7 protein-coding genes are annotated in these 7,426 nt (G+C 51.3%); 3 read left to right on the top strand and 4 right to left on the bottom strand.

Annotation, left to right across the window (positions count from 1 at the left end; translation table 11 throughout):
* The 4 genes from JNJ77_07655 to JNJ77_07640 all read right to left on the bottom strand — a co-directional run.
* Nucleotides 1–778, bottom strand: a 778-nt coding sequence (locus tag JNJ77_07655) for a recombinase family protein (protein MBL8822445.1), incomplete at its 3' end; no start/stop codon positions are given.
* On the bottom strand, nucleotides 775–1,233 hold the full coding sequence (locus JNJ77_07650; protein MBL8822444.1) for a DUF2924 domain-containing protein: 459 nt from the start codon (nucleotides 1,231–1,233) through the stop codon (nucleotides 775–777). The genes JNJ77_07650 and JNJ77_07655, both read right to left, overlap by 4 nt.
* A 280-nt stretch (nucleotides 1,234–1,513) precedes the next feature.
* Complete coding sequence (locus JNJ77_07645; protein ID MBL8822443.1) at nucleotides 1,514–4,165, bottom strand: hypothetical protein; 2,652 nt, start codon at nucleotides 4,163–4,165, stop codon at nucleotides 1,514–1,516.
* 152 nt (nucleotides 4,166–4,317) lie between these two features.
* Nucleotides 4,318–4,665 carry a hypothetical protein gene (locus JNJ77_07640; protein MBL8822442.1) on the bottom strand — a complete coding sequence of 116 codons (348 nt, stop codon included), beginning with the start codon at nucleotides 4,663–4,665 and terminating at the stop codon, nucleotides 4,318–4,320.
* A 952-nt stretch (nucleotides 4,666–5,617) separates the two neighbouring features.
* Between JNJ77_07640 and JNJ77_07635 the strand changes: the two genes are divergently transcribed.
* The 3 genes from JNJ77_07635 to JNJ77_07625 all read left to right on the top strand — a co-directional run.
* Nucleotides 5,618–6,973 carry a ParB N-terminal domain-containing protein gene (locus JNJ77_07635; GenBank protein MBL8822441.1) on the top strand — a complete coding sequence of 452 codons (1,356 nt, stop codon included), beginning with the start codon at nucleotides 5,618–5,620 and terminating at the stop codon, nucleotides 6,971–6,973.
* A gap of 23 nt (nucleotides 6,974–6,996) precedes the next feature.
* Entirely contained in the window at nucleotides 6,997–7,209 is a 213-nt protein-coding gene (locus JNJ77_07630) for a hypothetical protein (protein MBL8822440.1), read from the top strand.
* The coding region (locus JNJ77_07625) for a hypothetical protein (protein MBL8822439.1) at nucleotides 7,199–7,426 on the top strand (228 nt) is incomplete at its 3' end. The genes JNJ77_07630 and JNJ77_07625, both read left to right, overlap by 11 nt.

Genomic DNA, 7,426 nt, shown 5'->3' with positions numbered 1-7,426 from the left:
CATAGACGTTGTCTTTGTGTCTTACCTGACCGAAGTACAGTGGATTGGTGAGCAGGTTCCATAAGCTGGTGCGGGTGAACTCCATGCCACCTTTGGCAATACCTTTGCGGGTGGTGTACAGCTTGTTCCGCCAGCCACGCTGGTTCAGTTCCTGGACAACGGGTAATAGAGACCCATGCTCGGCGTAAAGCCTGAAAATAGCCCGTACCCGTGGTGCTTCATCGTGATTGATAATGAGTTTGTTGGTCACCGGGTCGGCATAGTAACCCAGAATGGGTCTGCCACCTGACCATTTGCCTTTACGCCGGGTGGCGGCGATCTTATCGCGAGTGCGCTCACTAATGATTTCGCGTTCAAACTGGGCAAAGGACAACAAGATGTTGAGCGTTAACCGCCCCATGGAATGCGTCGTATTAAACTGCTGTGTCACAGACACGAACGAGATGCCCTTACGGTCGAATATCTCCATCATACGGGCGAAGTCGAGTAAGGAACGGCTGAGACGGTCAACCTTGTACACGATGACACAGTCTATCAAACCAGCTTCGATGTCGGTGAGGAGTTGCCTCAGGGCAGGGCGTTCCATGTTGCCGCCAGTGAAACCACCATCGTCGTATTTGGCGGGTAAGCACAACCAGCCTTCATGGGCCTGGCTCTTGATGAAGGCCTCGGCGCTTTCCCGCTGGGCATCGAGGCTATTAAATTCTTGTTGCAATCCTTCCTCAGTACTTTTTCTTGTGTAAATGGCACACCGGATACATTTGGGAGCTTTGTTCATTGCTTCCCTCCCCGCTTGATGCCGAAGAAGGCAAAGCCATTGAGGTGCTGTCCCGTGATGGCCTTGGCAACTGCGGTCAGCGTTGTGTAGGTGTTCCCATTCCAGATGAAGCCGTCGGCCAGCACTTCGACATGATGTTCCACGCCCTTGTAGGTCCGGGTAATAACGGCTCCGGGTGTTGGCAGTCGGGTATCCCGTTGCTGAGGAATGGGTAAGGTGGCTACCGGTGGCGGTGTAACCCGCAGGTCTTCTTCGCGAGCCAGTTCCTTAGCCCGTGCCATCGCCCGTTCTGACAAACCACCCATCGCCTGCGCCTGTAATCGCCAGGCGAGCCGCTTCGTCAGCCAGTCGCGATTGTTGGCGTTGGTCGGTTCGCCAAAGACCTCGGCATACATCTGCCGCAGGTCAGTCACCCGCAGGTGTGGCAGCGATGCCAGTTTCTGCTTCAAGTCCATCATGCGTCTCCTTGTTCTCTGTTGGTGTTAACCGTCTTGGAGACACTGAGCACTTCTTTTGGAAGGACATCAAGGCAATGTTGGCTGGAATGGGGTAACTTCTGCCGGGTCAGAAGGCGGTAGGTGACGCGGGCGAGGAGTTGAGCAATGGGGAGGCGAATTGATGCATGTGGCTGACTGGTCTCTGGCATGGTAGGTCCTCTTTGGACTTTCCCAGGTCATCTTGCCGAGCAAGCCTAACCTTAGGCCAAGACCGTAACTGAGATGTTTGGTTAACGATTTAGGCAAGTTTCTCCAATTGGAACTGCTGACGTTTTCTGTTGTCACATTCGGGAAGAATAAGAATCCTATGCCCATCGATTACTCGGTTGGCTTGTTTTCGAAGGGCGAGCCCCAGACGTGTCCGCTGACTGCGGGGGCCTCCATCACCGAGTATGCTGTCGAGCAGATTGTTTCTGGTAGCCAGGTGATAGAGATGTTCCGTCCCCACAATTTTGTCTGCGTGCACGTTATGCCAACAGTGCGTAAATGAAGGCCATTCGTCATTGCTTATGATGCGTAGTTGACGTTGTTGCTGAACATTGGCCAAAAAGCCTGGAACCTGGAGGCAATCTAATATACCACTCATTACTCCTGCCCAGGATTCATACTTTCCCATGGCAGTATTTCCGATGGGTCGTCCCTGTGTATGCCAGTAGCGCAGCAAGGTGAGACAAGCATGCATTAATCGTCGTCTTTCAGTATGGACCCAGAGGAGAATATTAGGGTGTAGAAATCCCGTTCGCATTGCTGGGTTCGGGTCCTGAGCATCGAGCTGAATCCAAACCATCCTGCGATTGATTTCGGAAGAAACGATACCATTATTTCCTGTGGCCACCCACATGGTTCTGACGGGGACGTGAGCAAGTCGATTACTGCCAAGAAGCCGATCTATCCATACAGGGGCAGTTAACGCCGCAGCCAAGGCGGGGCTATCGAGTGCATATTTGACATTGTCAAACAGCACCATGGGTGGAGATTCCAGTAGTACCGAGGTAATGGACTTTCGCCACTCTTCCTCGTCTTTAGGAGGGGGTTGCACGGGTGCGTCCTGCCCCGTAATGGTTGCAGCAATGATTTCTGCCAACAGAGTCTTACCAGTTCCTTCGGTGGGTGCATCAATGTAATGCAGGGGTGTTGGCCCAACAATGGAATCGCGGACGAAGGGGAGTAGTATGGCAGCCAGTGCATGTGCACGGCTAGCTGCATCAACAAAAGGAAAATCCCCCAGCATCTCATTCAGCAAGAGTTCTTTGGCTGTATCGACATCTTGATATGAAGGGGTTTCATTTACCACGATCTGTTCCATCTTGTGGGGAAGTGACAAGTAGTATTCTGTTGGTGCATCGTATCCAGGCTGAGAGATTACTCTGCCCTCAAGATCAAGGAATGGAGTCGTTCGCAGAGATTTCAGATGAGGTATACCCGGCCACTCTCCGAGTGATGCCAGATCCTTAACCACTTCCATCGGAGGTGGCCCATCTTCCTCCACTTCTTCTTTGCCTCGGGACTTGATCTCGAACCAATTGGCACATCTTGCCAGAACACCTCGAAGCTGATCATGTTTGAGGATTTCCACCCGATGAGCAGACAAATCATGATGCAAGCGTGTTAGTTGTCCAGACCAACTAAAGAGCATGGGTGGGTTGTTCTGTTTAATCAGGGCATCAATGGCATTCTGCGTAACATCACGCAGCTGTCGGTTATTTCCCTGAATAGCTGGGAACTTGGGAAGACTAAGTGGTGCAACCTTCATCAGCTTGCAGGAGGGTGTCGAATCATTGGTCCCGACTGCTTGATGATCGACATCGGCGCAGTTTATCTTGTTAGGCCGATGGTAATGATGTTTTTCGGGTGTACCAATTTTCTCTTTAAATGCCTGCCAGTCGAATTGCGAGCAACTATCATGAAAACACTTTGCTGACAACTTCCCCAAAGCATCTTGCATGATACAAGCGTCGGGGGCTCGATGATCATGGTTGAACGGACATGTTTCTAAGACGTAGACTGTGCGTCCCAGAAGATCTAACTGAGGTTTTCTGAAGTAAGGATATTGCCGATCTGCCAGCCAAGCGTCGACATCTAAGACGAATGCCTGTAATGGTGCACTTGCAGCTCTTCTGGACTGCATTGGTTTTTCGTCAACCTGTGCAAAACAACGTAGCTGTTGTTCACTCACTACCTGCATACCCTCTGCTGGTACTTCCAGAATGGAAGCAACACGATGTGGACGCGAAGGAGAGGCGTCCCCTTTTCGGGACCAGGTGCCTGGTAGTTTACACAACCGCGCTGGATTATGCACCGATTGATCAATGGTGACATGCTCATTGTCAAATCGGGTTGCTAAATGTTTCAGGGTTGCCTGGATTAAGCCTCGATCATGTACTGGTAGATCAATCCGATACAGCAAGTGATACCCATTGCCACTGTCACTCAGAATGGGTTGCGGCCAACCTTCATTCGATAAACTCTCGCGTACACGACTAATTACTTCATGGGCATGGCGTTTTTCGTCATCGGTGGCGCTGATATGAGCGTCACGGATGGGATCAGCATCAATGAACAGCCATCGACGGTGGAGAACATCACGATCTGTTGCCTGCTCACCAGTGTTGGCATAAGTCAATCGATTCGTCTTGCGGTGCAAGAGATCGGGGCGAACTGGATTCAAAGTAAAATAAATACCGCGAGCAGTTTTGGTTATCGCCAAGGCTTCTTGGGCAAGGGTTGGTAAGCTATCATACTTGAAAAATCCAGCGTAATTTGCTGGTCGGAATCTGCCTTGAACATGTAACGCACGCAACTCGACAACCTGATTTTTGTCGATAAACAGTTGCAGCCAGTGGGCCAGTTGCCTGCTGGCTGCATCGTTAGGTATTGCTAATGAAGGCATTATTCTGCCTTCGCACCGTGCTTTTATCCATAGTGTTGGAAACACATCGCTGGACGTGTTTATTGTCATCTCAGTCAGTTGATCCATAGCTCATCCTTTTTGTGACCAGTTCCACATGGGCTAACCGTCACCACCAGGGAGTTAATGTCAGGTTACGTGGTTGATTCAATGAGCAGCCGAACAGGCAAGCCATGTCTCACTTCAATTAATTCGAGTACTCCGTCACCCAGTGCATGCAGGTGGTGAAAGAACTCGAGGTGCTCGCGCTTGAGTTCAAAGTCTTTGAGATGCGATTCCACTCGCGCGTCGTTCGCCCCAGGGATCTTTAAGTCTTTGAGAATGCGAGGCGATGGTGTCAGCAACGGCTCTCCTGCCTTGACGTGTAACTGCTGTATCTTGCCGAAGTTCAGCTCTTGAAACACTTGCAAAAGGCGTTGTTGCGATTTGCTGAGGTGAGACTTGCGTTTTACGATTGACGGACAGACTGACAGGTCATTCATGGGGAGAGTCCTCCTGATAACAAGGGGTTCTTTCATCTGGCCCGCTCCGAAGTGAATTACGCAGCAAGAGGTGTGGGGGATGAATTCGTTCATGGACAAGTCGACACAGGGTCCAATACACTTTGCACGCGATGGATGCCAGCATGATGCAATTAATGGAGAAATGGATCATGCAACTCTCAGTACAGCGACAGACCTTTTGCCGACCATAGCTGGCGATGTTAAGTAAGGTCGGCAGCGCTAAGTCGTGAGCAGTGAAAGACTTGAATCTTAATGCCGACCTTTGCCGACCTGGAGAAGGTCTATTCGCTGTCGCACGCGTGTGCGCGTGCGCACGTACATGGATAGAGATGTGAAAAAGGTCGGCAAAGGTCGGCAACACGCTGCAACTACATGCTATCACACAGTTTATCTGTGCCGACCTTAGCGCCGACCTCTTCTTAAGGTCTGCGAAAGGTCGGCATGAATTATCATGCGGAATTACTTTGCAAGTTACTGTGAAGCTACCTGGAGAAAAACTGCCAGGTAAAAAAACTGCTCTAACGCGATGTACAAGGAAGTAAAATACTACTGGCATGGACGTATTGGGTGTTGTCTAAATCTGCGCTATAGTTTGTCGGAACTCAGAAGTGATTCTGAATCAATTCAACACGCTTTCGCAGAAACTTACAACCCCTGCACGCCACGAGACACACTTCGAGGCGGTCGTTTACATCCCTAATCAGGGAGCACGCCAAAGGCGCGCCGTTTGGTCCTTTAGAAATGTCATACCTTATGACGCTCTTTCATTCCAGTGTACAGCCAAAAATAAATTTCAGAAATGATCTCCATAATCGTGTGCGACAGATGATACAATGAAATGAAGTATATTCGTCGCATCTCTTGCCAGCACTGCTGGAGTGGTTCGAGGCACAACCAGGACTATGTCGTCCAACGCCTCGAGGTACAACCCATGCAGATTGCAATGCGCTCGTTGTCATTGATCACCCCCTATGCCAATAATCCCCGTGAAAACGACGCGGCTGTGGAGGCTGTGGCCCAGTCGTTGCAGGATTTCGGCTGGCGACAGCCGATTGTCGTTGATGAAGCCGGGGTCATTATTGTTGGCCATACACGATACAAGGCAGCCTTGAAACTGGGCCTGAAGGAAGTGCCCGTTCATGTGGCAGTAGGTCTTTCTCCTGAAAAAGTGCAGGCCTACCGCATCGCTGACAATAAAAGCAGTGACTTATCAGACTGGAATTATGATCTGCTGGCGGTGGAACTCGGCCAGTTGCAGGAAAAACAGTATGACCTGGAATCCCTGGGATTCAGTCCTGAAGAACTAAATCGATGGCTACAGGGTGGTGCAACGGAAGGACTGACGGATCCGGATGAGATTCCCGCACCACCCGATGCAGCGATCACGCAACCGGGTGATCTCTGGATACTGGGTAATCACCGGTTACTCTGCGGTGACTCGTCGTCAGAAACTGACGTAAATCGTTTACTTGATGGAGCCTGCATTCATCTGGTGAACACCGATCCGCCGTACGGCGTCAAAGTCGAGCCTCGCTCCAATAATGCTATAGCTGCTGGTAATTCGAGCTTTGAAGCACCGAAGAAACGTTCCCATCACCAGTCGTTTGATGTTGCTCGTCAGGGAGAAAAGCAGGCAACCCACAAGAAGCTGCGGGCCAAAGATCGGCCATTGGCGAACGATTTTCTGTCAGATCAGGAGTTCGATGGCCTATTGGAGGCGTGGTTTGGCCAGATCGCCCGAGTGCTGGAGCCGGGCAGAAGTTTTTTCGTGTGGGGCGGCTATGCGAATTTGGGCAACTATCCGGCACCACTCAAACGACACGGATTGTACTTCAGCCAGGCAATCGTCTGGGACAAGCAACATCCGGTGCTAACCCGCAAGGACATGATGGGTGCATTTGAGCTGGCGTTTTACGGATGGAAAGAAGGGAAAGCTCACCAGTTCTTCGGCCCCAACAACGCTACCGATCTGTGGGCCATCAAGAAGGTTAACCCTCAGTCCATGGTCCACCTCACGGAGAAGCCAGTGGCCCTGGCAGTTCGAGCCATGGAATATTCGAGCCAGCCCGGGGAGAACGTCCTCGATCTCTTCGGTGGGAGTGGTTCCACGCTCATAGCGGCAGCACAAGCGGGTCGCAAAGCCTATCTGATGGAACTCGATCCGCTCTATTGCGATGTCATCGTCCAGCGGTTCATCCAGTTTACCGGACTGGAAGTGCAATGCCTGGATAGCCAGGGCAATGTCACAGACCGTGGTGAAATGCTCAAGAGCAGGATGGCTGCGTAACCAAAATCCTGGGATCGTACACCATGGATCAGGATAGTACCAAATCGAAATTGCACCCTTCGTCCCTGTCTAAAGAGGATCTGGCTCAACTTTTATCCAAAATCGGTGGCCATTCGATTACCTTGGCGATGATTGACGCGGACCTGACTGCTGGTGCACCAGTCAATTCCGATGGCACTATGAATCTGGTCCACTATGCAGCCTGGTTACTCCAGGAGATGCATCGTGGCCCATGATCCACGTCTCATCAGGCCCACCGAACTCTGTCGCTTGCTGAACTCCACTCCCTTGGGTGAAGTCATCAAACAGCGGCAGATGCAGGAACATCGCGTCCAGGCTGGCCTGCGGATCGGCACAAACAAACACGTTGATCTGTTGCGCTACACTGCCTGGCTGGTGCATCTGCGTCATGCCCCCAAGTCATCCTCTTCGCAAGACCATCATCCCGTAGTT

It is taken from the genome of Planctomycetia bacterium (assembly GCA_016795155.1).
In the GTDB taxonomy this organism is placed as follows: Bacteria; Planctomycetota; Planctomycetia; order Gemmatales; family HRBIN36; genus JAEUIE01.
Note: the sequence above shows the minus strand (reverse complement) of the source record. Positions and strands in the feature narration are given on the sequence as shown.

Coding starts and splice junctions, on each gene's coding strand:
- JNJ77_07650 (MBL8822444.1), bottom strand. CDS start 1,233: ATGGACTTGAAGCAGAAACTGGCATCGCTGCCACACCTGCGGGTGACT.
- JNJ77_07630 (MBL8822440.1), top strand. CDS start 6,997: ATGGATCAGGATAGTACCAAATCGAAATTGCACCCTTCGTCCCTGTCT.
- JNJ77_07645 (MBL8822443.1), bottom strand. CDS start 4,165: ATGCCTTCATTAGCAATACCTAACGATGCAGCCAGCAGGCAACTGGCC.
- JNJ77_07640 (MBL8822442.1), bottom strand. CDS start 4,665: ATGAATGACCTGTCAGTCTGTCCGTCAATCGTAAAACGCAAGTCTCAC.
- JNJ77_07635 (MBL8822441.1), top strand. CDS start 5,618: ATGCAGATTGCAATGCGCTCGTTGTCATTGATCACCCCCTATGCCAAT.